15 protein-coding genes are annotated in these 25,243 nt (G+C 34.8%); 9 read left to right on the top strand and 6 right to left on the bottom strand.

Annotation, left to right across the window (positions count from 1 at the left end; genetic code table 11):
- The first annotated feature begins 192 nt into the window (after nucleotides 1–192).
- A complete protein-coding gene (locus AAYQ19_RS14010; RefSeq protein WP_343537060.1) occupies nucleotides 193–1,137 on the top strand; it encodes an ROK family protein in 945 nt (314 codons plus the stop codon).
- A gap of 129 nt (nucleotides 1,138–1,266) precedes the next feature.
- Nucleotides 1,267–1,635 carry a DUF488 domain-containing protein gene (locus AAYQ19_RS14005; RefSeq protein ID WP_343537058.1) on the top strand — a complete coding sequence of 123 codons (369 nt, stop codon included), beginning with the start codon at nucleotides 1,267–1,269 and terminating at the stop codon, nucleotides 1,633–1,635.
- On the opposite strand, the gene AAYQ19_RS14000 is transcribed toward AAYQ19_RS14005, so the two are convergent.
- Both AAYQ19_RS14000 and AAYQ19_RS13995 read right to left on the bottom strand, forming a co-directional pair.
- Nucleotides 1,636–2,349 (bottom strand): LytR/AlgR family response regulator transcription factor, encoded by a 714-nt coding sequence (locus tag AAYQ19_RS14000; RefSeq protein WP_343537057.1) that lies wholly within the window; start codon nucleotides 2,347–2,349, stop codon nucleotides 1,636–1,638.
- A 66-nt stretch (nucleotides 2,350–2,415) separates the two neighbouring features.
- Complete coding sequence (locus AAYQ19_RS13995) at nucleotides 2,416–3,474, bottom strand: sensor histidine kinase (RefSeq protein ID WP_343537056.1); 1,059 nt, start codon at nucleotides 3,472–3,474, stop codon at nucleotides 2,416–2,418.
- Nucleotides 3,475–3,854: 380 nt separating this feature from the next.
- Here AAYQ19_RS13995 and AAYQ19_RS13990 point away from each other — a divergent pair, with 380 nt between their 5' ends.
- From AAYQ19_RS13990 to AAYQ19_RS13960, 7 genes are all read left to right on the top strand, one after another.
- Nucleotides 3,855–5,732, top strand: coding sequence for a sodium:solute symporter family protein (locus AAYQ19_RS13990; RefSeq protein ID WP_343537055.1), 1,878 nt, complete (start codon nucleotides 3,855–3,857; stop codon nucleotides 5,730–5,732).
- Between the two features lie 242 nt (nucleotides 5,733–5,974).
- Nucleotides 5,975–6,940, top strand: coding sequence for a glycoside hydrolase family 130 protein (locus tag AAYQ19_RS13985; protein ID WP_343537053.1), 966 nt, complete (start codon nucleotides 5,975–5,977; stop codon nucleotides 6,938–6,940).
- A gap of 7 nt (nucleotides 6,941–6,947) precedes the next feature.
- Nucleotides 6,948–8,015, top strand: a complete 1,068-nt coding sequence (locus tag AAYQ19_RS13980; RefSeq protein ID WP_343537052.1) for a carbohydrate-binding family 9-like protein — start codon at nucleotides 6,948–6,950, stop codon at nucleotides 8,013–8,015.
- Nucleotides 8,016–8,068: 53 nt separating this feature from the next.
- Nucleotides 8,069–11,215 carry a beta-galactosidase, LacZ type gene (lacZ, locus tag AAYQ19_RS13975; RefSeq protein ID WP_343537051.1) on the top strand — a complete coding sequence of 1,049 codons (3,147 nt, stop codon included), beginning with the start codon at nucleotides 8,069–8,071 and terminating at the stop codon, nucleotides 11,213–11,215.
- Nucleotides 11,216–11,220: 5 nt separating this feature from the next.
- Nucleotides 11,221–13,542 carry a glycoside hydrolase family 20 protein gene (locus AAYQ19_RS13970; RefSeq protein WP_343537050.1) on the top strand — a complete coding sequence of 774 codons (2,322 nt, stop codon included), beginning with the start codon at nucleotides 11,221–11,223 and terminating at the stop codon, nucleotides 13,540–13,542.
- A gap of 17 nt (nucleotides 13,543–13,559) precedes the next feature.
- A complete protein-coding gene (locus tag AAYQ19_RS13965; RefSeq protein WP_343537048.1) occupies nucleotides 13,560–15,044 on the top strand; it encodes an alpha-L-fucosidase in 1,485 nt (494 codons plus the stop codon).
- A gap of 1 nt (nucleotide 15,045) precedes the next feature.
- Complete coding sequence (locus AAYQ19_RS13960) at nucleotides 15,046–17,289, top strand: GH92 family glycosyl hydrolase (protein WP_343537046.1); 2,244 nt, start codon at nucleotides 15,046–15,048, stop codon at nucleotides 17,287–17,289.
- Between the two features lie 226 nt (nucleotides 17,290–17,515).
- Here the strand turns inward: AAYQ19_RS13960 and AAYQ19_RS13955 are convergent, their stop codons facing one another.
- The 4 genes from AAYQ19_RS13955 to AAYQ19_RS13940 form a co-directional block, all read right to left on the bottom strand.
- A complete protein-coding gene (locus tag AAYQ19_RS13955; RefSeq protein WP_343537044.1) occupies nucleotides 17,516–19,642 on the bottom strand; it encodes an alpha-L-fucosidase in 2,127 nt (708 codons plus the stop codon).
- A 53-nt stretch (nucleotides 19,643–19,695) separates the two neighbouring features.
- Nucleotides 19,696–21,138 (bottom strand): alpha-L-fucosidase, encoded by a 1,443-nt coding sequence (locus AAYQ19_RS13950; RefSeq protein WP_343537042.1) that lies wholly within the window; start codon nucleotides 21,136–21,138, stop codon nucleotides 19,696–19,698.
- Between the two features lie 39 nt (nucleotides 21,139–21,177).
- Nucleotides 21,178–22,185, bottom strand: coding sequence for an isoaspartyl peptidase/L-asparaginase (locus AAYQ19_RS13945; protein WP_343537041.1), 1,008 nt, complete (start codon nucleotides 22,183–22,185; stop codon nucleotides 21,178–21,180).
- A gap of 218 nt (nucleotides 22,186–22,403) precedes the next feature.
- Nucleotides 22,404–24,860 (bottom strand): prolyl oligopeptidase family serine peptidase, encoded by a 2,457-nt coding sequence (locus AAYQ19_RS13940; RefSeq protein ID WP_343537039.1) that lies wholly within the window; start codon nucleotides 24,858–24,860, stop codon nucleotides 22,404–22,406.
- Nucleotides 24,861–25,243: the final 383 nt, after the last annotated feature.

The raw sequence follows: 25,243 nt of genomic DNA, 5'->3' as shown, positions 1-25,243 counted from the left end.
CAAAACTAAAAGTCATTGAAAAGCATATTATTTAGTACCGCCATTTGACAATATATCATTGTTAGATAAAAATCTTTCTGTTTAAGTTTGAAATGATGCTTAGTAATGAAAAGTTCATGTGGAAATGCTTTAATTACATTGTGTTAGGAGCACAAAGTGTCGGTTTCGGTTAAACAATTAAAATAAACAAAAATGGCAATAATTATAGGCGTGGACATTGGAGGTAGCCACGTAAGCAGCGCAGCAGTTGATAGTGAAAGTTTTAAAATAATGCCTAAAACTTATTTTTGCTGTGCCGTCGATTGTATGGCAGCAAAAGAAACAATTCTTCAAAAATGGGCAGAAGCAATTAATCAGACTATTGAGGTTCTTGAGAAAAATCAATTGATTTTAGAAAATGAAACGATTGGAATTTCTTTCTCAATGCCCGGTCCTTTTCAGTACGAATCTGGAGTCGCAATGTTCAAAGGCAACAATAAATTTGAGTCTTTGTTTAATGTTTCGGTTTCTGATGAACTTTTGAAATACATCAAAAACAAAAATGTAAGTTTCAGATTTTTGAATGACGCAAGTTGCTTTGGCGTTGGCAGTACATTAAAGCAAATAACAGACTCAGAGCATGAAAAAGTAATTGCAATTACTTTGGGAACGGGTTTTGGAGCAACTTTTTTAAATGATAAATTGCCTTTAACTCAAGGCTTGAATGTGCCAAATAATGGCTGTCTGTGGGATAAACCATTTGAAGATGATATTGCAGATAATTACTTTTCTACGCGATGGTTTTTAAAAGAATATGAAAATGCTTCTGGCATAACTGCGAAAGATGGTGTAAAAGAAATTGCAGCTTTGGAAAACCATTCTACAGCTAAAATTTTCGACAGTTTTGCAGATAATCTAACGGAATTTTTATCGCCGTATATTATAAATTTCGATGCCGATTTATTGGTGATCGGCGGGAATATTGCAAAATCCTATAAACTGTTTTTATCCAAATTAGAGGAAAACTTCAAAAGCAGAGATATTGATCTTGCTATTTCTATTATTGATGAAACAGAAGAAACCAGTATTTTAGGATCGAGTTATTTGTATAACGATGTGTTTTGGGAACGCATTAAAGATGAATTGCCGAATTTTTAATATGCTCTTTTAGAAATGTATAGCGTCGATTTCTTTTAAGAGAAATATTCTATTCGTATCTTTATGAAACTAGGATCGTATTCTGAATTTTTCAGATTCGATCCTGTTTGTAAATTATGCCACTAGAAAATGAAAGATATAATTTTAAAAAGAGTTTACGACGCCAAGGAAAAAGACGAAACGTATCGGATATTAGTCGATCGATTGTGGCCGCGTGGTATGAAAAAAGAAGATTTGCATTTTGATGAATGGGATCAAGAAATAACGCCTTCACAAGAATTGCGCTTATGGTTTGCTCATAAAGAAGAGCGTTATGAGGAATTTTCGAAACGATATCTAGAAGAATTAAAAACGAAAACAGAAGAAGTAACGCGTTTGCGAAATATTGCAAAAGATAAACCTTTGACTTTGTTATATGCGGCAAAAGATCCGGTTATTAATCACGCGGTGATTTTGAAAAGCTTTTTGGAAAAAGGAAGTACCAAAACTTTGAAATAATTAAGAAGAAGAATTTAAAATTCTTTGCTTCACCTGTTCCATATATGATCTTCCAATTACATATCGAAGTCCTTCAATTTCGATGCTGTTTCCTTCAACGGCATCAATCTTGTCAATGGCAATTGTAAAAGAGCGATGAATTCGTAAAAAATTTCGCTCCGGCAATAAGTCGGTGAAATCAGACATCGTGCTGTGAATAATGTATTTATTCGTCAGCGTGCTGATTTTTAAATAATCTTTCAGACTTTCAATCACTAAAATTTCATTCAGGAAAATTTTCTTCATTCTTTTCTTGTCAATTTTAACAAAGATGAATGGATTGTCTGCGGTATTTTCGGGAGTAATGTTGTTTATAGTTTCAAGACGTTTGCTGACCTTGTTTAAGGCTTTCATGAGTCTTGGAAATTCAATTGGTTTTACTAAAAAATCCACTACATCAAGTTCGTAGGTCTCAATAGCAAATTGGCTGTAAGCGCTGGTAATAATGACTAACGGCGGATTTTCAAGACTTTTTATAAAATTTATGCCATCCAAAACCGGCATATTAATATCTAAAAAAATGACATCGACTTTATTGTTTTTTAAGAAATTGAGGCCTTCAATCGGGTTGCTAAAAGTATTTAGAACCTCAAAATCTTCAAGGGGTTCCAAATAATTTTTAATAACATTGATTGCCAAAGGCTCATCATCAATAATCAAACAATTTATTTTCATTTTTTTATTATTATTTTTTGCGGAAAATAATTTAGCAGGCACTGTTTTTACACAGCAAAAGTCGTGCTAAGTGACTTTAATTTTAAGCTTTACAACAAAAATATTCTTTTTCTTTTTAAAAGAAAGATTATACTCGTTTTTATTGTAACCCAATTCTAATCTTTTCTTTACATTTTCGATTCCGATGCCGCTCGCAATGTTGAAATTGTCTTCGTGAATCGTAAATTCTGGTTGCGGATTCGAAACGCTAAAATGCAGATAATCATCTTTTACTTTAAAATTGATATCAATCACTACTTTTCCTGTGTTCTTATTTACACCATGTTTAAAAGCATTTTCAATAAAAGTCAAAAGAATAATTGGCGCTATTTCCTTGTCGTGAATATCGCCCGAAATGGACATGTTGATTTCCAGTCGGTCGTCATTTCGAATGCGTTCCAAATCAAGATAATTTTGAATGCAAATGATTTCATTTTCTAAACTCTGTCTTCTGTTTTTTGTTTCATATAGCATGTAGCGCATTAACTCAGAAAGTTTTGTGACGATTCTTGGTGTTTTGTTTGATTTCTCAACAGCTAAAGAATAAATGTTGTTGAGCGTATTAAAAAGAAAATGAGGCGAAATTTGAGATTTTAGGAAAAGCAATTCGGTTTCTAATTGCGATTTTTCTAGATCGACAACTCTTCTTTGTTCTTTCATAAAATCCAATGTAATCTTAATCGCTGTCACAAACGTAATTACATAAAGTTCCCCAATCATCATATCGATAGTGTAGGTAAGCGTCAGTTTGTCAATTTTGGTTGGACCTTCTGGCCAGACATCATGATTGATAAGCAAATAAGTAAGATTGAACTTTAGAACAACCATCAAAAATATAGACGTCAAAACGGCAAGTATGTACAAAAGATATTTTTTACGGTAAACCAAATACGGCATAAAAAGCAAAATATTCAGATAACATAAAGTCATGTGAATAGGAAAACCTAGTAAATTACTTTTGAACGAATAGACGTAATCATTAAAGTAAATTCCCCAGCGAAAAGTGTTAAATAAAAAGTACGTCAACCAGAAAAACACGTGGTAGCGCAAGGGAATCGAATAAAATCTACTGGAACTGAAATTCATAATAATACTACGTTTTGTAACTTTTTTTGATGTTTGTCTTCGTTTAGATGTCGTTTGTCTAAATTACTTTAAGCAAAAATCAATTTTGTATAAATTTAAAGTTAAATTATTAGACAAAAATAATAGTCAACTAGTTTTTTTGTCAACGCTAATTTATTACAAACAATAATAAAGTCTTAAATAAAATATCATTATGCTTACCAAAAGTCAATACCGCATCATCAACAGGTTTTTCTTAAGAATTCTAAAATCAATGTAGAATTACTTTCTTCTAAACCTTTGTTTTTCTTGCCATTTATTTTAGCGGGAATAATAAAAATCGATCCACTTTAGAATGCCCCAACCAAAAAATAACTAACCAACTAATACCATAAAATTTAATGAATATCATTGACATAGCGATCATCATTGCCTACATCGTGCTTTCTGTAGGAATAGGAATTTGGATTTCACGAAAAGCATCAAAAGGCTTAGATGATTATTTTCTTGGCGGAAAAACAATCAAATGGTATTTTTTAGGATTAAGCAACGGATCTGGAATGTTTGACGTTTCAGGAACTTCATGGATGATTGGAGTTTTGTTTTTATACGGTGTCAAAAGCTTTATGTTTATGTGGCTTTGGCCCATTTGGAATCAGATTTTTGTGATGATGTTCCTTGCCGTTTGGATTCGAAAATCAAAAGTAATGACGGGTTCGGAGTGGATTTTGACTCGTTTTGGAAGCGACAAAGCCGGAAAAGCATCACATATTATTGTGGCAATTTTTGCTATTATTTCTACTATTGGTTTCATCGCTTACTTTTTTGAAGGAATCGGAAAATTTGTAACCATCATTCTTCCTTGGGATTTAACGCTTCATTATGGTGATTTGGTTTTACTAACATCAGAGCGTTCTTATGCCTTATTAATTATATTTTTAACTACAATTTACACTGTTAAAGGCGGAATGTTCTCTGTAGTTGCAACTGAGGTAGTTCAATATCTTATCATGATTACAGCAGGAACTTTAATTGCCGGTTATGCATTTGTAAATTATACCGATATTCAAATCAATTCGGTGATTACAGAAGAATGGAAAAATGTCTTTTTCGGATGGCAATTTGAAACGCAGTGGAGTGAAAAATTCCAAACCTTCAATAATTTAATTGATTCGGAAGGCTATAAAATGTTCGGTGCTTTTATCGGAATGACTTTATTCAAAGGATTTTTCGCGAGTGTCGCCGGGCCAACGCCGAGTTATGATTTGCAAAGAATTCTTTCAACAAAATCAGTTAAGGAAGCGGCTTATATGAGCGGTTTTACTAATTTGATTTTATTCATTCCAAGATATTTATTAATTACTGGAATCGTCGTAATTGCATTAGTAAATCTAGCGCCGGAATTAAATGCAAATGCAGGTTTGACTGGAGCTGATTTTGAATTGTTGATGCCAAAAGTGGTTAACTTATACATTCCCGTTGGAATCAAAGGATTGTTATTGGCTGGTTTATTGGCGGCTTTTATGTCTGGATTTTCAGCTTTTGTAAATGCTGGGCCGGCTTACATTGTAAATGACATTTATAAAAAATATTTCAAGCCCGTAGCATCTAATGCGCATTACATCAAAGTAAGCCAAATTTCCTCTTTTTTGGTAGTTGGTTTAGGCGTTTTTATGGGCTTTTTTGCCGAGTCAATCAACTCTTTGACTTTATGGATTACCAGCGCACTTTACGGAGGTTACGTGGCAGCCAATTTCTTAAAATGGATTTGGTGGCGTTTTAATGGCTGGGGTTATTTCTGGGGAATGTTCGCCGGATTAATCATCGCCTCATTGCAATTTATTTTAGGACAGAATCAAGCCAATTTAACGGAAGGTTCATTTTTATATAATTTATCACATGTACAAGCCATTTACCTCTTTCCGTTAATTTTTGGCTTTTCTATTTTGGGTTGCGTTTTAGGAACTTTCTTGAGCGAACCGACAGAGATGGAAGTATTAAAATCTTTTTATTCAAACGTAAGACCTTGGGGATTCTGGAATCCGGTTTATAAAGTTTTAAAAGCGGAAGATGCTACTTTCGAAAAAAATAAAGATTTTGGAAGAGACATGATCAATTGTGCAATCGGAATTGTATGGCAGTCGAGCATGATTTTGCTTCCGATATTTTTTATCATCAAAGATTATCCAAAAGCAATTGTAGCATTAATTGTCTTTTTGGCAACAACAACCATTTTGAAATTTACGTGGCTGGATAGAGTTCGAAAAATCGAAGAATAACTAAATTTTGATCCACATAGAAACATAGTATTTTATTTTTAGAAAAGAAAAATGACAAAAGAGAGATTCCACACATGCTAACTTTTGGACTAACCGAAACCTTTTTTTTATTTTAAAAACTATGTTTCTAAGTGTTTTAATTAAAAGAAAATAAGAAACAATTTCAATATCATTTTAAGAAATGAAAAACGCATTTTCAGATGTTGAAATAATTAAAAATAATAAGCAAAAAACTAGAAAAAATGAGCAGTATTCCTTGGCAAGACAGACCCGAAAACAGTAATGATGTAATGTGGAGATATTCTAACAATCCCATTATACAAAGATACGCCATTCCGTCATCAAATAGTATTTTTAACAGTGCTGTTGTTCCTTTTGGAGATGGTTTTGCGGGTGTTTTCAGATGTGATAACAAAGCAGTTCAAATGAATATTTTTGCTGGATTTAGTAAAAACGGAATTGATTGGGAAATCAACCACGAACCAATCGAAATGAAAGCTGGAAATACAGACATGATCGAGTCTGCTTACAAATACGATCCGCGTGTTGTTTTTATCGAAGACCGTTACTGGATTACTTGGTGCAATGGTTATAACGGACCAACAATCGGAATTGGTTATACTTTTGATTTTAAAGAATTCTTCCAATGTGAAAATGCTTTTTTACCATTTAACCGAAATGGAGTTTTGTTTCCGCAAAAAATCAATGGGAAATATGCGATGTTAAGTCGCCCAAGTGATAATGGACATACGCCTTTTGGAGATATTTGGATCAGCTATAGTCCGGATATGAAATATTGGGGAGAACACCGTTTGGTGATGAAACCAACTCCGTTTGAAGACAGTGCTTGGCAATGTACTAAAATTGGAGCAGGGCCAATCCCGATTCTGACTGACGAAGGTTGGTTGATGATTTATCATGGCGTTATTAATACGTGCAACGGATTCCGTTACGCAATGGGATCGGCGCTTTTAGAAGTTGATTCGCCAGACAAAGTAAAATACAGAACACAACCTTATTTGTTAGGCCCAGCAGAACTTTATGAAATGGTTGGCGATGTGCCAAATGTTGTTTTTCCATGCGCCGCTTTGCATGATACAGAAGAAGATAAATTAGCTGTTTATTATGGTGCAGCAGATACTGTAGTAGCGATTGCTTTTGGAAAATTAAGCGAAGTAGTTCAGTTTACAAAAGATAACAGTTTATAAAAAAGTGATGAATCTGAAATTTAAATGTTTAACAATCGCTTTAGGATTTTTTTCGATTATAGCACATTCGCAATCGAAAAAGACAATTGTGCCTAAAACGTATGTAGCATCCAAAACAATAACTTCAATAACAATTGACGGAGAGGATACTGACGCTGCTTGGAGTAAAGCAGAATGGACTGATCTTTTTGAAGATATAGAAAATGGCATCAAACCCAAATATGCAACGAAAGTCAAAATGCTTTGGGACGAAACCAATTTTTATATTTTGGCTAAAATGGAAGAACCTAATGTTTGGGCCAATCTAAAACAGCGCGACACAATTATTTTTTACAATAATGATTTTGAAGTTTTCATCGATCCGGATAATGATACATACAATTATTATGAATTAGAAATAAATGCTTTAAATACGGCGTGGGATTTATTTTTGACAAAACCGTACAGAGAATCTGATATTGTAGTGGCAAACGGTTGGGATATTCCCGGATTAAAATCGGCGGTGAAGATTAATGGAACAATCAATAATCCAAATGATACAGATCAAGGCTGGGTTTTAGAAATGGCAATTCCGTGGGCATCTTATAAAACTTCTTATTTTGATAAAGTGGTTCCAATTGATAAATTTTGGAGAGTTAATTTTTCAAGAGTGAATTGGCAACATTCCATCAAGAATGGAACTTATGAAAGAAAGAAAGATGCCGAAGGGAAGTTCCTTCCCGAATACAATTGGGTTTGGTCGCCAATGGGCGTCATCAACATGCACGAACCTGAAAAATGGGGCTATGTTTATTTTTCTTCAAAAGAAGGAAAAGATTCGTTTGTAATTCCGCAAGATGAAAAAGTAAAATGGGAACTTTATGCTTTATACCGAGCTCAAAAAGAATATAATGGGAAACACAAAACTTGGGCAAAATCGATAACAGAACTTACAAAAGAACCAATCGTAGTTGACAATAAAACGTTGAAACCTGTACTAGAAAACCATTCATCAGGATACAATATTTTAGTAAAAAGCCCTTTTTCAAACCAAACTTACATCCTAAGACAGGACGGCAAAATTATCTCAAAATAAAATGATTATTTTTCATATGCTTAAAAAGAGCATACAGAGAATAAAACCAAAGAATGAAAAAAGCAATATCCATATTATCCCTATTATTTGCCTCGGCGTTGCATGTTAATGCTCAGGAAAAAGTTCCATTTTGGCAGAATGAAAAAATAAATGAAGAGAATCGTGAACCTATGCACGCTTCATATTTCGTATTTGAAAACGAAGCTTTAGCAACTAAAAACAATTGGAGAGAATCTAAAAATTATTTAGACATTAACGGTCCTTGGAAATTTAAGTATGTAGAGAGCCCAAATGATCTTCCGAAGGATTTTGAAAAAACAGATTACAATGATGCTTCTTGGGACAATTTTAAAATTCCTGCAAGTTGGGATGTAAACGGATATGGATTTCCTATTTATGTAAATACGACCTACGATTTTGATTATTTAATGGCGCCAAATCCGCCGTTTGTTCCAACAAAATACAATCCGACAGGCGTTTACAGAAAAGAAATCACAATTGATAAATCTTGGGAAGGAAAAGATATTTTTCTTCATATCGGAACTGCAAAATCAAATCTTACAGTTTGGGTAAATGGCGTTTATGTGGGTTATGGTGAAGATGGAAAATTGCCTTCTGAATTTAAATTGAACAAATACGTAAAAACGGGTAAAAACTCGATCGTTCTAAAAGTAATGAAATGGAACGACGGTTCGTATCTAGAATGTCAAGATATGTGGCGTATGAGCGGTATCACAAGAGATTCTTATCTAGTTGCCCGAAATAAAGCGCACTTAAATGACTTCGAAATTATTCCAGATTTAGATGCAAATTACATAAACGGAACTTTAAAAATCACCACTGATTTTTCTGATTTAGATAAAAAAGAAACGTACAATTTTGAAGTTCAGTTGAAAGATAACGAAAAAGTTATTGATTCAAAAAAAGCAATTCTTTCTGGCGATTCTAAAAAATTAAATTTTGATTTCGCCGTAAATAATCCGAAAAAATGGAGTGCTGAAATTCCAAATTTATATCAAGTGAGTTTTCTTTTAAAAGATAAAAAAGGAAATACGATCGAAATAATCAATCACAATATCGGTTTTAGAAAAGTAGAAATTAAAAACGGACAACTTTTGGTAAACGGAAAAGCGATTTACATAAAAGGAGTAAACCGCCATGAAACCGATCCTGTTACAGGACAAACGATTTCAAGAGAACGCATGGAGCAGGATATTAAATTGATGAAAGAATTTAATCTCAATGCGGTGCGTATGTCGCATTATCCAAACGATGAATATTTTTATGAATTATGCGATAAATATGGAATTTATGTTGTCGATGAAGCAAATATCGAATCGCACGGAATGGGTTATGATATTACTAAAACGTTAGGGAATAAACCAGACTGGGAATTGGCTCATATTCAGCGTATGCAACGTATGATCGAGCGAGATAAAAATCATACTTCGATTATTATTTGGAGTATGGGGAATGAAGCCGGTAATGGGTACAATTTTTACCGTGGCTATTTATGGATTAAAAACCGAGACAAATCAAGACCAATTCAGTACGAAAGAGCTACTGCGGGCGCGTGGGACGGAAAAGGTTTGAAATTTGAATGGGATTCAGATATTATTGACCCAATGTACAGTGCTCCGGATAAAATGGAGGAATATATTTTAGCTAATCCAAATCCGTCACGACCATATATTCAGTGCGAATATGCACATGCAATGGGGAATTCAATGGGAAATTTCAAAGATTACTGGGATGTGATTCGAAAATATCCGAATTTGCAAGGTGGATTTATTTGGGATATGATCGATCAATCGGTTTATAAAAAATTGCCAAACGGAATTACAGTTTTAGCTTATGGTGGCGATTTTGGGCCGAAAGATGTCAAAAGCGACAACAACTTTGTCAACAACGGGGTTTTTACGGTAGACAGAAAACCAAATCCGCACGCATTTGAAATGCGTAATGTGTTGCAAAATATTTTGACTTCTTGGGAAAATAAAGAAACAACAACCATCAAAGTTTACAATGAATTTTCATTTAAAGATTTAAGCAATGTAAAACTGCAATGGAAATTGATTTTGGATGGAAAAACTGCAGAATCGGGAGTTGTTGAGAATTTAGACATTAATCCAAATCAATCTAAAACATTTGCTTTACCAATTAAATTGGAAGGGAAATCATTCCAAGAAGCCTTCGTAAATATTAGTTATACATTAAAAAATGCCGAACCACTTTTGCCAAAAGGTTTCGAAATTGCAACAGAGCAATTAACTTATAAAGGCGAATGGAAAAATGATATTAAAATTGCTGACAAAGGAAAAATAACGGTAGAGAAAAAAGCAAATAGTACAGTTTTTAAAAGTGAAAATGCCGAAATTGCATTCGATAAAAAAACAGGGTTCATAAACGGCTATTCTTTTCATAATTTGCCAATTATCAAAGAAGGGTATCAATTACGCCCAAATTTATGGAGAGCGCCAAATGACAATGATTTTGGAGCAAATTTCCAGAAAAATTTAGTGGCTTGGAAAGAAGCAACAGAAAATCCAACGTTAGTGAACTGGACTTTTTCGGCTACAAAAGACAATAAAGTTTTAGTAAAAGCGACCTATAGTTTGCCACAGGTTTCGTCTACTTTAGAACTAAATTACGAGCTTAACGCTAACGGAGAATTAAAAGTAAAAGAAGAATTAAATATTGACAAAACCAAAGAACAGCCTCTGTTGCCAAGATTTGGAATGGAAATTATTGTTCCGAAAGATTTCAGCAGTATGACCTATTACGGAAGAGGACCACATGAAAATTATATCGACAGAAATTACAGTTCGCAGGTTGGACTTTACAATCAAACGGTTTCGGAGCAATATTATCCGTATATCCGTCCACAGGAAACAGGAAATAAAACCGATATTCGATTTTTGGAATTATCAGGTGATAAACTGAAATTGACTGTGACTTCGGATGGTTTATTAGCGGTTACGGCATTGCATTATTTAAATAAAGATTTAGATGATGGTTTAGAAAAAGATCAAAGACACGCCGCCGAATTGAAAGAAAGAGATTTAACAAGTTTGAAAATCGATTATAAACAAATGGGAGTTGGCGGTATTGACAGCTGGCAAGCATGGCCAATGAAACAGTATCTTTTGCAAGACAAAAATTATCAGTATCAATTTAAAATAACACCATCTTTAAAATAATAATTATGAGAAAATTAAAATCAATATTCATCTTAATCTTCTTAATGGTTTTAAGTTCGGGTTATAGCCAACAAAAAATGGTGGAAAACGCTATACAAATTATTCCAAAACCAAATCAAATGGTTTTATATCCGGGATCTTTTGTGTTTTCTGATAAAACAACTTTTGTTGCTAATACAGATTTTCAAAAGGAAATTTCAAATGCATTAATCAACAAATTTGGGACTGCGGCAGGTTGGCGTCCTGTTATTGCCACAAAAGCACCAAAAAGCAATTATATTCGATTTGAAGTTGACCCTTCATTTCATAAAGAAGCCTATAAATTAGAAGTAAATCCAAATAGTATTGTTATTACCGCAAGCGCAAATGCCGGTTTTATTTATGGTTTAGAAACTATTCGACAACTGCTTCCTGCAGCTATTGAAAGTAAATATGTAATCACGTCTGCAAAATGGTATATTCCAATTGTAACGATTACAGATGAACCACGTTTTCAATATAGAGGTTTGATGTTGGATTTGTCGCGTCATTTCTTTGATAAAAATTATATTCTTTCGACTATTGATCGTTTGGCAATGCATAAAATGAACGTTTTGCATTTGCATTTAGTTGACGATCAAGGCTGGAGAATTGAAATTAAAAAATATCCAAAATTAACCGAAGTTGGTGCCTGGAGAGTGGATCAGGAAAATTTAGCATGGAATGCAAGATTGGTTACAAATCCAGACGAAAAAGGGACATACGGCGGTTTCTTGACTCAAGAAGAATTAAAAGAAATTGTAAAATATGCGGCTTCAAAAAATGTTGAAGTAATTCCAGAAATCGAAATGCCGGCACACGTGAGCAGTGCGATTGCGGCTTATCCTGAATTAGCTTGTTTCGATCAGCGAATTGGTGTTCCTTCAGGCGGTTTATGGCCTATTACAGATATTTATTGCGCAGGAAAAGAAACTACTTTTGAGTTTCTTGAAAATGTTATGGACGAGGTGATGGCTATTTTTCCTTCAAAATACATTCATATTGGTGGAGATGAAGCGACCAAAACCAATTGGGAAAAATGTCCACATTGCCAAAAAAGAATGAAAGATCTAGGATTGAAAAATGTTCATGAACTGCAAAGTTATTTTGTAAAAAGAATGGAAAAATACATCAATTCTAAAGGCAAAAAACTAATTGGTTGGGATGAGATTTTAGAAGGAGGTTTGGCTCCCGAAGCAACAGTAATGAGCTGGAGAGGAACTAAAGGCGGAACCGAAGCGGCAGCACAAGGACATGATGTAATCATGACGCCAGAATCACCGTGTTATTTCAACTTCTACCAAGGGCCTCAAAACGAAGAGCCTTTAGCTTTTGATGCTTATAATCCATTGAATAAAGTGTATGAATTTGATCCTGTTGTTTCGACCATGTCAGCATCTGAAGCAAAACACGTTTTAGGCGGACAGGCAAATTTATGGGCAGAATTTCTTCCAGGACCAAAGGATTCTGAATATATGATTTTTCCAAGATTGGCTGCATTATCTGAAGTTTTGTGGAGCACAAAAGAAAATCGTGACTGGAATGATTTCACTGAAAGACTTGCCAAGCAATTCAAACGTTACGATTATTTGGGAATCAATTATGCAAAAAGTGCTTTTTTAGTTACTGCTTCTTCAACTGCAGATTTAGTGAACAAACAAGTAAATGTGACACTGAAAAATGAGTTTTCAAATCCAGATATTCGTTATGTTTTAGGGAATAATACTATTGGTCAAAATGCTCAAAAATATACGAATCCTATTCAGTTTAAAGAAACGACAGTTTTAAAAGCTTCACTTTTTCAGGATGATAAACCAGTTGGGAAAACATTTACAGATACAATTGTATTTCATAAGGCAGTGGCGCACAAAGTAGATTATTTGACGCCTTACAATAAAAATTATACAGGAGTTGGAGCTTCTACAATGGTAAATACGATTCGTGGTTCTAAAAATTTCCATGACGGACAATGGCAGGCTTGGCTTGTAAACGATATGGAATTGGTAATCGATCTTGAAAAGCCAGAAAGTATTCAACAAGTTGTTGTTGGAACTTTAGAAAGCCAAGGTGCAGGTGTGTTTTTTCCAATACAGATAAAAATATTGATTTCTACTGATGGCATAAATTATAAAGAAGTTGGAAAAGTATCACGTCCTTATGCGGCGAATCCAGTTTCAGAATTGAAAGATTTTAAAATCAATTTCCAACAGCAAAATGCTCGTTACGTAAAAGTAATTGGAATGAATTTGAAAAAGAGCCCAAGAGGCGAAAGTTCATGGCTGTTCGTAGATGAAATTTTAGTGAATTAAAAATAACAAAACATAATATGAAAAAGGGAATATTCATTTTAGCATTATTATTTTCTGTACAATTGTTTTCGCAAGCAATTTATGAAGATGAACGTTATGTACCAGAAACTGATCCTGCGGTTTTGAAAAATTTGGAAGAATGGCAAGGGAAAAAGTTTGGTCTTTTAATGCACTGGGGAACTTACAGCCAATGGGGAATTGTGGAATCTTGGTCGATTTGTCCAGAAGATTACGGTTGGTGTGAACGAAAAAAAGGAAGCAACCCGAATAATTATACCGAATATGTGAAAGAATACGAAGGTTTGAAAAAAACGTTCAACCCAACAAAATTCGATCCGACGAAATGGGCAAAAGCAGCAAAAGCGGCCGGAATGAAATACATGGTTTTTACCACAAAACACCATGACGGATTCACGATGTTTGATTCAAAATATACTGATTATAAAGTAACTGACAAAGATTGTCCTTTTAGCACAAATCCAAAAGCAGATATTTTAAAAGAAGTTTTTAATGCTTTTAGAAGCGAAAATATTTCAACTGGAGCGTATTTTTCGAAGCCAGATTGGCACAATGAAAACTATTGGGATCCTTATTTCCCGCCCTTTGACAGAAATGTTAATTATGATCCGTCATTATATCCTGAAAAATGGCAGAAATATGTTAATTTTACACACAATCAAATTTTAGAGATTCTGACCAATTATGGTAAAGTAGATATTTTGTGGCTAGATGGTGGCTGGGTAAAAAAGAGAGATTTACAGAACATCAAAGAAAACTATGCTTCGAAATTTGAAGAAAACGAATCTAAAAACGGCTTTATTAAACATAGAGTTGTAGATCAGGATCCTAAAATGGATGAATTGGTTGCAAAAGCACGTCAGAAACAACCGGGATTAATTGTTGTTGATAGAGCCGTTCATGGCAAAAATCAAAATTATTTGACTCCTGAAAATCGAGTTCCTGAAAAAACGTTACCTTATCCATGGGAATCTTGTATTACCTCGGGCGGTGGCTGGTCGTATACTCCTGATGCGAAGTATATGACAGGAAGACAAGGAATTCATATGTTGATTGATGTGGTGGCAAAAGGCGGTAATTTACTGCTGAATATTGCGCCAAGTCCGGAAGGCGAATGGCAGCAAGGCGCTTATGATTTGTTGGCCGCTTACGCAGATTGGATGAAGGTAAACAGTACAGCAATTTATGATACAAAACCAATTGCTCCTTACAAGGAAGAGAATATTTGCATGACGCAAAATAAAGCAGGAAATGTATTTTTGTTTTATTTAGCAAAAGATGGAGAGGACAAAATTCCTTCAGTAGTGACTGTAAAATCTATTAGTCCTAAAGAAGGAACCAAAATAACGATGTTGGGTTCAAAGACTTTTTTAAAATGGACTAAAGAAGCTAAGGGCTTTAAAGTCGTGATTCCGGAAAGTCTGAGAAAGAACCTTCCTTCAAAAGAAGCATGGACTTTAAAAATTGAAGCGATTAACAAATAATATGATATTAAGAAAAAACCGAATTTTACGAGCAGTATGTTTTATCAACATGCTGCTTTTTGGTATTACAGTTTCTGCGCAACAACCGGCAGAGTATGTGAATCCATTAATTGGAACTTCAAATTATGGAGCCACTTTTCCAGGCCCAATTGCGCCACGCGGCATGGCAAGTATTAGTCCGTTTAATGTAGCGGGATCTAAAAATACACCGATGGAAAAAGACAGCCAATGGTTGTCAAATCCTTATGTAAATGAAAATAAGTTTTTGACAGGATTCAGTCAAGTCAATTTGAGTGGTGTTGGTTGTCCGGATTTAGGTGTCATTATGTTAATGCCAACTACAGGAAATGTAGAAACAAATCATTTAAAATACGGATCTACCTATTCGCATGAAGTTGCAAAAACAGCTTATTACAGCGTTGATGTTGACAAATATAAAGTCAAAAGCGAATTTACAGCATCAAAAAGGGTAGGTGTTAGCAGATTCACTTTCCCAAAAGGGCAGTCCAATATTTTGCTGAATCTAGGTTTAGGATTGACCAATGAAGAAGGCGCGATGGTAAAAGTAGTTTCGTCAACAGAAATTGAAGGAATGCGATCTGTAGGTTCATTTTGTTACAACAGTCCTGAAGACGCTTATCCGGTATATTTTGTGGCAAAATTTTCAAAACCAGCTTCCAATTATGGAGTTTGGAAAAAAACACCAAAATATGACGGTGTAGAAGCACAATGGATGGGCTACAACGGAAAAACCCGAATGATGAAAAATACGATCAAAACGGTTGTTGGTGATAGTATCGGAACGTATTTTTCATATCAGTTTGACAAAAAAGAAACGGTTGAGGTTAAAATTGGCGTTTCATATGTAAGTATAGAAAATGCTCGTGAAAACCTAGAAAAGGAAACGGGAGATAAACCATTCGATACCATTTACAAAGAAACGTATGACGAATGGAACAACGAACTTTCGAAGATCATGGTCGAAGGTGGTTCCTATCAGGATAGAGTTATTTTTTATACAGCATTGTACCATACTCTAATTCATCCGAATATTTTAAACGATGTCAATGGAGAATTTCCGGAAATAAAAAGAAGCAAGATTGGCAAAACCGAAGGAACGCGATATACAGTATTTTCTTTGTGGGATACATACCGAAACATGCATCCGTTAATGTCTTTAGTTTATCCGAAACAACAATCGGATATGATAAAAAGCATGCTGAAAATGTATGATGAAAACGGTTGGTTGCCAAAATGGGAATTAAATTCGACAGAAACATTTACAATGGTTGGCGATCCGGCAAGTATTGTTATTGTGGATGCCTGCTTAAAAGGAATTCAGGATTTTGATATTTACAAAGCCTATTACGCAATGTTAAAAGGTGCCGATCAAGTTGAAAATAATCCGTTGCGCCCAGGTCTAAAAGAATATTTGGAAAAAGGATATTTGTCAACGAATTATTCTGGTCCAGTTTCTACAACGCAAGAATATAATACTTCCGATTATGCGATTTCACTTTTGGCAAAAGCATTAGGAGAAAAAGAAGATGCGAAACGTTTTGCCGAACGATCAATATCATATAGAAAATTATACGATAAAGATTTAAAATTGCTCCGACCAAGGCTAGCTAACGGAAAATGGTACGAACCATTTGACCCTTCGTCAGGATCAAATTTTCAAGCAAATGTTGGTTTTGTGGAAGGAAATGCTTGGCAATATGCTTTTATGGTGACGCACGATATCAAAGGATTAATCAAATTGATGGGAGGCGATAAAGTTTTCTCTGAGCAATTGCAAAAAGTTTTTGACATCAAACAATTTGACATGGCAAACGAGCCTGATATTGCTTATCCTTATTTATTCAATTATGTAAAAGGTGAGGAGTGGAAGAGCCAAGAGTTGGTGAAGAAATTAGTAAGAGAGTATTTCAAAAATGAGCCAAAAGGATTGCCAGGAAATGATGATACAGGAACAATGTCAGCTTGGTTGGTATATTCGATGATGGGATTTTACCCAGTATCGCCGGGAGATCCAATGTACACAATGACAACACCAATGTTTGACAAAATAACAATTCAGTTGGATCCGAAATATTACAAAAGAGAAAATGTTGTGATAGAAAGAGAAATCAATTCAGATGGAAAAATCAAAGAAATTCAAGTAAATGGAAAAAGTATGAATAGTTTCTTTATTTCACATGACGATTTTGTAAACGGAACAACAATAAAAGTGATTCAGGAATAACATAAATAAGATTTCAATAAAAAAGGCTGTTCATTTGAATGGCTTTTTTATTGAATTGAGAACATAGCCCAAGGTTTCAACCTTGGGAGACGATAGAAAGGATTATTATTGTGTTCCAATGGTTGAAACCATTGGCAATGTTTCTGAAAAGTATGCCTAAGATGTTTTTATAAAAAAAGCCGTTCATTTGAACGGCCTTTTCTTTACAATAGTTTTGCTATATTTTTTATTTCTTCGTTTTTACGCCAATTTCAGCGATAGAAACATAATTTCCATCTACGCTAGTTTTGCCGACAAACTTAATATATCTGGCTTTCGCCGAAGCTTTTAAAGTAATAATTTGTTCGACAGGGTTGCTTTTAATGTTAGAAAATTCGCCTTCAGCAATAGTTTTCCACGTTGTGCCGTCTGTACTTGCTTCTAATTGGTAATTTTTTACAATTCCTCCTGTACCGTTTTGACGAGGCAAATACGATAAAGCTGAAATCTCCAATTCTTGTCCCATATCTATAATAATAATCTGTGGTAAATGTATTAATGAAGTATTTTCAGCAGTACTCCAGAAAGTTGTTTCATTATCATCAATAGCGTTTGAAGCTTTTTCTTTTTCGAGGTTTTCAAAAGTTGCAGTTACTACTTTCCAATCTTTTTTGCATACGTTAAAAGATTGAATTACAGTTTCGCTTGATTTCAAATCTGTTCCAAAAGATTTCGCTTTAACATCGCCCGACGATAAAAAAGAAAATGCAGTTTCATAAACTGGAGATTGAACTGTAGGTTCTGTTCCGTCAATGGTATAATGAATTTTATTTACAGGCGTTTCCGTAGTAATAGAAACATTTCCGTCTTTGTCTCTTTTGATCTTTGGAAGTGCCAATTGTTCTGGTTCTCTGAAAATACCAACGTCACTCAAAGCAATACAAACTGGAGATTCTTCAATGCGAATTCTTAATTTTGAAGTAGTGATGTAATTTGGTAAACGTACTAATCGGTTAGCTCCAATACTTGTAGTTTCGCCTACTTTTTTCCATTTTCCATTAGAAAAAGCATCAAATTCGACTTTTTCAATACGTTGACCAAGTTTGATATTTTCTCTTAAACGAATGATGTTAAAAGTTTGTTCTTTGTTCCATTCTAAAGTTAGTGCCGCTTTTTTTATCTCATCATTGGTTGCCCAATAAGAGTAACGATCGTTATCAGTAAGATTTTTTGTTCCAAAGAATATTTCATTTTCACCTCGAACTTCAGTTGCTTTAATCACAGCTGATTTGGCAAGATTATCTGCAAAAAGTTTTTTTAGAAAATCACCAAAATCCTTCAATGCCTTGACATCATTTGGATGCAATAGACCGTCTGTGTTTGGTGAAAGTCCTAAATCCAAACAAGCACCACGTCCAACAGAATTCATATAAATCTTAAACAATTCTGAAACTGATTTTACGTGATTGTCATCAGCAGTATGATAAAACCATCCATTTCTAAGCGGTACATCACATTCTGCAGGTTTCCAAAATTGACCGTTTCGAGTTCCTTCTGGAGATTTTTTAGAATCGGTTGCACCTGGAACGGCAATTGTATTTCCAGCGGTTGGCAACGGTGTAAAGGTTGCCCAAGAAGTTTCTGCAGCATAACCGTGTTCGTTTCCTACCCAACGCACGTCGCCCATATCGGCAAAAATAACGGCATCCGGTTGCAGTTTTCTTGAAATTTGCCAAGTGGTTTCCCAACCATAATATTTCGTGCGATCAATGCTTCTTTTTTCATTTTTGCCACCATAATAACCATCTCCTCCGTTAGCGCCATCAAACCAAGTGATAAATAATTTTCCGTAATTGGAATATAATTCAGTTAACTGCTCACGGAATTTAGTTACGTATTCTGGCGTTCCATAAAATTCGTTATTTCTGTCCCAAGGAGAACAATAAAGACCGAATTTCATTCCGGCCTTGCGTGTAGCAACTTCGAATTCTTTTACCATATCGCCTTTTCCGTCACGAAACGGACTTTTGCTGATATTGTAATCGGTCGTTTTTGTTGGCCATAAACAAAATCCGTCATGATGTTTTGCTACAAAAATTAAGCCTTTAAAACCGCCTGCTTTGGCCGCATTCACAATTTGGCTTGCATCAAATTTTGTAGGATTAAAAATTTTAGGATCGGCATCTCCGTATCCCCATTCTTTGTTTTGAAAAGTGGTTGGCGTAAAATGCACTAAAACGTATTGCTCTACTTCGTGCCATTGCAATTGCGCTTCCGTCGGTAACGCTCCATAAGGTGCTGGGGCGCTTACTTTTTGAGCCGTCATAGATGCAAAAATAAAACATCCAAAAAGCGTTAATAACTGTTTTTTCATTCTTAATTGTGGTTTATTAGTCAGTAATATTGTGCCGTTTTTTTAGAATTTCTTTAATTTACCTTAAAGACAACTGCTTCCGAATTTACTAAAGAAGTTCTAAGGTTTTGCGGAATACTAACAATAATCCCGCCACTTATTTTTTTGCTGCTCAGTTTTTGCTTGCTCGCTAATAAAATAACTTTTGGATTCTTTAAGTCCGTTTTGATTGTTATTTCTGCTGGCAATTCTTTTTCATCTTTTGCCGGCATGTAAATTCCGTAAACTGCATTTCCTTTTTGTGTATAACCTACTTTTCCATCTAAATAAGGAGCAACAGGTTTAGTGTCGTAAATCGATTCTCCATTTGCAGAAAGCCATTTTCCAACATTAGCTAAAGTAGTTTCGATTTTTGGATCAAATTCTCCTTTGGCATCTGGTCCAACGCCTAACAATAAATTACCGCCTTTTACCACGATATTAGTCATCAACTGAATTACTTCTTTTGATGATTTGTAATGATCATTTGGCACCCAACCCCAAGCACCGCCAAGTGTAATGCAACTTTCCCAAGGCACTGTCAATGGTTTTTCTGGAGTTTTTTGCTCTGGTGTTAAATAGTTTTCATATTCACTCGGAACCCAACGATCTACCACAAGCATTCCTGGTTGTTTTTTGCGGGCAGTTTCAGCAATATGCTTCATGTCGATATCCATATCATACGGATATTTGCAAAATTCTTCCACTTTTTTATTGATAGTAGAAAGTGGTCGAACCCAACATCCGTCCAGCCAAAGAATATCTACTTTTCCGTAATTTGTAGTTAATTCATTTAGCTGATTTTGAGTATAGTCAACATAGCTTTTCCAACGATCTGGAAATTTTTTAATATCATAAGTCGGATTTCTGTCTTTTGGCGGATAATATGACCACCAAAAATTTTGAGTTGTCCAGTCTGGTTTTGAGAAATAAACACCAACCGCCAATCCTTCTTTTCTTGAAGCATCTAAAACATCTTTTAATACATCAGCTTTTGGATTTTTCGCGTATGGTAATTCTGGATTTGTGATTTTAAAATCGGTAAATTTTGAATCGTACATACAAAATCCGTCATGATGTTTTGAAGTAAAAATCATGTATTTTGCTCCTGCATTTTTGAACATTTTCGCCCATTTTTCAGAATTTAAATTCGTAGGGTTTAATTTGAATTTTGTATTTCTGTAATCAGTAGCATATTTGTAATAATCATCGTAGCCATCTCGGGTCACCCAATCTTCTGGAGCTAATCCCCACGATTCTACTGTTCCTAATTGAGTGTAAAGTCCCATATGGATCAAAACACCAAATTTGTAACCCTGCCATTTGTCAAGATTGGCTTTTACCTGCGGATCTTTTGTCCAAATGTAACCTGCTTCTTCTGATTTATTTGCTTCCATGCTAAAGTCGCCTTGCGCGTGAAGAGAAAACGAACCCGCACAAACTACAGCAGTAAACAATAATTTGAATTTATTTTTCATTTTGTTTTTGGTTAAATCATTAATGGTTTTGACAGATGATTACTTGATATAATAATCAGGATCAATCAAACGATTTCCAGTTTCGTCATAAACAGCGTAGTTGAAACCACTCTGAACACAATATGAGCCATAATCGCCTTTTTTGTTCAAAGCAATAAAACCAACTTGAATATCTTTTAGGTTTTTGTTTCTGTTTTTCATCAGTTTTACTACACGCTGAACCGCTTCTTCACAAGCTTTTTGAGGTGATCTTCCTTGGCGCATTAATTCTACAACCAAATGGCATCCCGCAATTCTAATTACTTCTTCACCATGTCCAGTTGCAGTTGCAGCTCCAATTTCGTTATCAACATATAAACCTGCACCGATAATAGGAGAATCTCCAAGACGACCGTGCATTTTGAAAGCCATACCGCTCGTAGTACAAGCTCCCGAAAGATTTCCGGCGGCATCCAAAGCAATCATTCCAATCGTATCGTGATTTTCGATATTAGCAATGGGTTTATATTCAGATGTTTTTAGCCATTCTTTCCATTCTTTTTCAGAATCGGGAACTAGTAAATTTTCTTTTTGAAAACCTTGCGACAAAGCAAATTGAAGCGCTCCATCACCAACCAACATCACGTGAGGCGTTTTTTCCATCACGGCGCGAGCAACAGATATAGGATGTTTAATATGTTCAAGACAACCAACAGAACCAATATTCGACATCTCGTCCATGATACAAGCGTCTAAAGTCACGCGTCCGTCGCGATCTGGTCTTCCTCCGTAGCCAACACTTCTTTCTTTCGGATCAGCTTCTGGAACTTTCACTCCGGCTTCTACAGCATCAAGAGCTCTTCCTCCATTTTTTAATACTTCCCAAGCGGCTTCATTTGCTTGAAGGCCAAAACGCCAAGTTGAAAGTACGATTGGTTTTCTAACTTTTCCTTCTGGAAGTTCATTTTGTTCCTCTTTAAGTTCTTCCGCATTTCCGGTGAAAGAATTCAGTACAACAGCAGCCGATGCGATTGCAGTTGTTTTTAGAAAATTTCTACGATTTGTCATGTCTTTGTTTATTTTAATCCGACTTAATTCAATCAGAAAGTAGTTTGTTTTTTTGGTTGTAAATAGCGCAATTTCAGAAGATTGTTTTTTCTGTGAGAAATATCGCTACTAGTTTGATTCTCTGTCTTTTTTTGCTAAAAGTAGGTGTTTTTATTGAAATACTAAATCGTATTAGTAAAATTAACGCACCTGCTTTATTCTGAATTTATTTTTTTATTCTAATTGAAAAATTCCAACGTTTTAGCTGACCAGTCATTATCAAAGAAACCGCTTACTTTCATATCTGGCAAACCATTTAAAAGCAAATCGGTTTTGAAAATCATTACGTCAGGAAAGCCTGTAATTCCCGAAATGTAATTGTTTGCCCAAGTCGCTTTCATTCCTTTTTCAGAAGTTCCAGATACAACGCCAACCATTGCAGTTTTGCTGTCTGTTCTTGGTACTACAAAATAAGCAGCCAAATCGTCTCCTTTAATTATTTTGTTGTCAATTTTTACTTGCTGATTATCAATCTGGATTGGAGAATTTTTCAGCAATAATTTCCATGCGCTATTGTTTGAAGCATTTCCGTAAATAATAACATTTCTGTCTTTGTATTTTTCCAATGAAAATTCTTTGTCCGTAATGACATCAATACTTCCATTTCCTCTGTAATAAAAAGTTTCTGCATCAAAACGCGCTCTGTTTTGGTACCATTCTTTTTCTAAAGCAGAACCGCCCGTTGCGTAAACGAAAACAACATTGTTGTTAAAAGCAAATTTAAATCCGCCTTGACGTTCTGCGTATTTTTTAGCAGTATTTATTTCGTTGGCAAAATTCCATTTTCCGTCTTTTAAGGCTAAAATAGCTTTTTTATCAGAAGCTGTTTTCAGAATTTGATCGTCAATATTGATTGTGATTTCCTTGTTTATTTCCAATGAAGGCAAATCAAGTTCTAAAATTGAAGCATTTTTGGTTTTAACAGTAATTGTTTCTTTATCGATTTTGGCATTAATATTAGAAAAATCAAAAGGAAGAATTTGCTGTTGTAATTTGATCCAATAATCAGTTGAAGAAACTGCTGGGGTCGCCGTATAAAAATCAATTTCTTTCACATTTTTATTAGCCGGAATTGTTTGGCGTTTGAAGAATTCAAAAATAGGGAACCAGTCCACCGAATGATCTCCGTACCAATGTTCTCCTCCAGGATATTCATAGTAACAAAAGTTTGGATGAAAAGTGCCTAAAATCTGACGCATTTCGCGCACTTGCGAAATCGGAACCGTTGAATCGGCATCGCCATGCAGAATATAAACTCCGTCTTGTTTTAAGTTTTGCACAAGACTTTTCACACGCCCCGAATTTGCAGAACGTTTAATAGATTCATACGCTTTGAATTTGTCGTGCATTTCGTCTCCTTTGTCAAATCCATAAGTTGAAATGTCAGGATAAGAAGCGCAAGGCGCAATCGCGGCAAATTTTCCTGGATAAGTAGTTCCTAAAAACCAAGTTCCGTGACCGCCCATTGAATGGCCTGTTAAATAGGTTTGCTCTGGAATGGTTTTGAAAACTCTTTTTGCTTCTTCTAAAACTTCCAATGCATCAATTCTTCCCCAGTCTTCCCAATTAAATCCAAACGGACGACGGTTTGTTGCGGCTGCGATAGTAACCCAATCCTTTTGTTTGTAAGCGCGAGCCTGATTTCTGGCTTCAACTGAAGCGCCGTGAACGGATAAAACCAGTGCTTTTGGTCCAGTTCCTAAAGCGGGAGCGATACTGTAATATTGTACACTGTTGTCAACTTTACTTAAAAAAGTACGTTCGTGATGAACAGTTGCAGAACGTTGTTGGATTGGGAATTCTGTTTTGTCTAATACTTTTCCGCTTTTGTCAATTAAAGTAAGTTCTAATTTTAGTTCGCCAGTAAAGTCTTTTTTTGCCGCCGGAATTTTATATTTCACTTTTCGCACAAACATTGGCATAATATCGTCAGTATTATACGAAGCCGTTTCTCCACTGGATAATTTCGCTACGATTTTAAGATTTTTTAAATCCTTTTCGGTTGCATTGATAATACGAACAGAAGCCCATTTTTCATCTTTTTCGCCATTGATAACATCAGGAAGCGTCAAGTCGCGTTTAGTAAATTGAATGTTTTTTGAAAGCGCAATAATTTTTGATTTTACGCGACCAAAACGGCCTTTTGTGTAAACAAATTCGTTCGTCCCTTTTTGAAGTTTAAACGGAATCAAAGTGTAGCCAAAATCATAATGATCTCCTTCATGCGGCATTCCATTTATATAAGTGCGCGTTCCGCCTGTAGTTTCAAGAAGTACGATTTGCTCTTTTGGCGAATTATATTCGGTAAACAAAAAGGCTGATCTCAAATCTTTTCCGCTAAAAACGCCTACTGAATCTACTTTAATGTTCTTCCAATCTCCTTTTTGCTTGTTCGGATTAACAAATTTCCCCGTCGCATATTGCCAAGCAACTGGATCTTGTCCGTTGAAAAGTGTGCCGCTTTTTTTGTCGGCAGGTAGAAAATAACCTTCAGTAAATTGATGCAAAACACTTCCTTCGGCGGTTGTTTCTATTTTTTCTTTTCCAAAATATTCCACAACATTTCCTGTAGTTTTAGTTTGCGCAGTCAAATTTGAACCGAGAGCAAGAAGGAAAATTAAGAGTTCTTTTTTCATTTGTTTTTTAGTTTTTGTTTTTTTATTCCAACACTTTTCAATTAAGCTGTCGTTAAATAATTTTTAAGTTTAGAATAAAAAGGAGCGTTTGTAGATTTTTAAAAACGCTTTTAAATTTTGCTTAAAAACGTTTTGTAAAATTGGTTGTTAATCGAGATATATATTTTTATCGAGAAATCACTTATTAATTCAATTTTGTCATTTTGTCCTCAAAATGGACTTAATTTTTAGGCTTAGTTTTAGTTCTATTTCCAATGTTTTTAGGACTTTCGAAGCAAAAAGCAAGTCTGATTTTTAATTTAAAATAAGAGGTAAAAACAACTTTTTTTTGATTTTTTTATCTTATTAAAACGATTTAGTATTGTGGAATGCATTTTTATATT

The sequence above is a fragment of the Flavobacterium mesophilum genome (assembly GCF_039581405.1).
Lineage (GTDB): Bacteria > Bacteroidota > Bacteroidia > Flavobacteriales > Flavobacteriaceae > Flavobacterium.
Note: the sequence above shows the minus strand (reverse complement) of the source record. Positions and strands in the feature narration are given on the sequence as shown.

What these genes read in the sequence shown, in the direction of transcription:
- AAYQ19_RS14010 (WP_343537060.1), top strand. Translation starts at nt 193, where the DNA reads ATGGCAATAATTATAGGCGTGGACATTGGAGGTAGCCACGTAAGCAGC.
- AAYQ19_RS14005 (WP_343537058.1), top strand. Translation starts at nt 1,267, where the DNA reads ATGAAAGATATAATTTTAAAAAGAGTTTACGACGCCAAGGAAAAAGAC.
- AAYQ19_RS14000 (WP_343537057.1), bottom strand. Translation starts at nt 2,349, where the DNA reads ATGAAAATAAATTGTTTGATTATTGATGATGAGCCTTTGGCAATCAAT.
- AAYQ19_RS13995 (WP_343537056.1), bottom strand. Translation starts at nt 3,474, where the DNA reads ATGAATTTCAGTTCCAGTAGATTTTATTCGATTCCCTTGCGCTACCAC.
- AAYQ19_RS13990 (WP_343537055.1), top strand. Translation starts at nt 3,855, where the DNA reads ATGAATATCATTGACATAGCGATCATCATTGCCTACATCGTGCTTTCT.
- AAYQ19_RS13985 (WP_343537053.1), top strand. Translation starts at nt 5,975, where the DNA reads ATGAGCAGTATTCCTTGGCAAGACAGACCCGAAAACAGTAATGATGTA.
- AAYQ19_RS13980 (WP_343537052.1), top strand. Translation starts at nt 6,948, where the DNA reads ATGAATCTGAAATTTAAATGTTTAACAATCGCTTTAGGATTTTTTTCG.
- lacZ (WP_343537051.1), top strand. Translation starts at nt 8,069, where the DNA reads ATGAAAAAAGCAATATCCATATTATCCCTATTATTTGCCTCGGCGTTG.
- AAYQ19_RS13970 (WP_343537050.1), top strand. Translation starts at nt 11,221, where the DNA reads ATGAGAAAATTAAAATCAATATTCATCTTAATCTTCTTAATGGTTTTA.
- AAYQ19_RS13965 (WP_343537048.1), top strand. Translation starts at nt 13,560, where the DNA reads ATGAAAAAGGGAATATTCATTTTAGCATTATTATTTTCTGTACAATTG.
- AAYQ19_RS13960 (WP_343537046.1), top strand. Translation starts at nt 15,046, where the DNA reads ATGATATTAAGAAAAAACCGAATTTTACGAGCAGTATGTTTTATCAAC.
- AAYQ19_RS13955 (WP_343537044.1), bottom strand. Translation starts at nt 19,642, where the DNA reads ATGAAAAAACAGTTATTAACGCTTTTTGGATGTTTTATTTTTGCATCT.
- AAYQ19_RS13950 (WP_343537042.1), bottom strand. Translation starts at nt 21,138, where the DNA reads ATGAAAAATAAATTCAAATTATTGTTTACTGCTGTAGTTTGTGCGGGT.
- AAYQ19_RS13945 (WP_343537041.1), bottom strand. Translation starts at nt 22,185, where the DNA reads ATGACAAATCGTAGAAATTTTCTAAAAACAACTGCAATCGCATCGGCT.
- AAYQ19_RS13940 (WP_343537039.1), bottom strand. Translation starts at nt 24,860, where the DNA reads ATGAAAAAAGAACTCTTAATTTTCCTTCTTGCTCTCGGTTCAAATTTG.